Origin of the sequence: Sphaerochaeta sp. UBA5836, from assembly GCF_002432845.1 — a bacterium.
In the GTDB taxonomy this organism is placed as follows: domain Bacteria; phylum Spirochaetota; class Spirochaetia; order Sphaerochaetales; family Sphaerochaetaceae; genus Sphaerochaeta.
On record NZ_DJGW01000039.1, the window covers coordinates 1 to 1040 of the forward strand.

Genomic DNA, 1040 nt, shown 5'->3' on the forward strand with positions numbered 1-1040 from the left:
CCAAAGAGGGATTAGATGGAACGAATTATCTTGGATGTCGATACAGGATTGGACGATGCAGTCGCCTTGTTTCTTGCTGCAGGCTTGCAGGAGCTCACCATTGAGGCGGTCATTGCAACTGCAGGCAATGTAGGACTGGAGAAAACCCTTGAGAACACACTAAATATTTTGGAAACGGCAGGGATCCGGTGTCCGGTCTACAAGGGAGCCGACAAGCCGTTGGTACGCAAACCCGTACAAGCCGGTGATTTCCATGGGAAATCGGGGCTGGACGGCCCGGTGTTTGCTCCCAGAAAGTTCCAGCGGGCCCAAGAGGAAGACGGCATTGATGCGCTCATCAGGTTGGTGAAAGCCATGCCCCACCAGATCAGCATCGTCAGCGTGGGGCCGTTGACCGATTTGGCCCTTGCGTTTCGCAAGGACCCTGCAGTGGCTTTGCTTTGCAAGCAGATCGTGGTCATGGGAGGCTCGTTCAGCCAAGGCAATGTGACCGAGCATGCCGAGTTCAACACCTTCGCCGACCCTGAAGCTGCGAGTTTGGTCTTCTCATCTGGGGCGAAGCTGGTGCTCTTTCCTTTGGATTGCACCCGCCGTGTCACCCTCAGCCCCGCTCGGCTTGCCGACTTTCAACGCCGAAAAGGGCGCAGTACCGCCGTCTTCTGCTCCTGCATGGAGAGCTATACCGCCAACTATACCAAGCGCGGGCAGGGGCAGCCGCAGATGCACGACCCCTTGTGCGTCGCATATCTGGTCGATCCTTCGAAGGTGGAAACCGAGTATTGCAGGGTTGAAGTGGATACAAATCCGGGACAAACGTACGGTAAAACAACCAAGACATCCACCAATTCCGATGGCGGTGTCTTGGTTGCCAAGAACATCGACATCCCCTGGTTCTGGACCTTGGTGGACCGCTCTCTGGCCAACCTGCCTTAGTGGAAGCTTACCAGATTTTCCAGACTCTCGCGAATCTTCGGCCGCTCGTCTTCTGCCGGGTAGCCGAAGGTTGCAAGCAATGAGACCTGCCATTGCTCAGGTTTCAC

1 protein-coding gene is annotated in these 1040 nt (G+C 55.9%); it reads left to right on the forward strand.

The window, feature by feature from the left end; translation table 11 throughout:
- The first annotated feature begins 15 nt into the window (after positions 1-15).
- A complete protein-coding gene (locus B3F49_RS03070) occupies positions 16-933 on the forward strand; it encodes a nucleoside hydrolase (RefSeq protein WP_293908922.1) in 918 nt (305 codons plus the stop codon).
- Positions 934-1040 lie beyond the last annotated feature (107 nt).

Bases quoted from the DNA above. Each gene is read 5' to 3' on its own strand.
- B3F49_RS03070 (WP_293908922.1), top strand. From the start codon at position 16: ATGGAACGAATTATCTTGGATGTCGATACAGGATTGGACGATGCAGTC.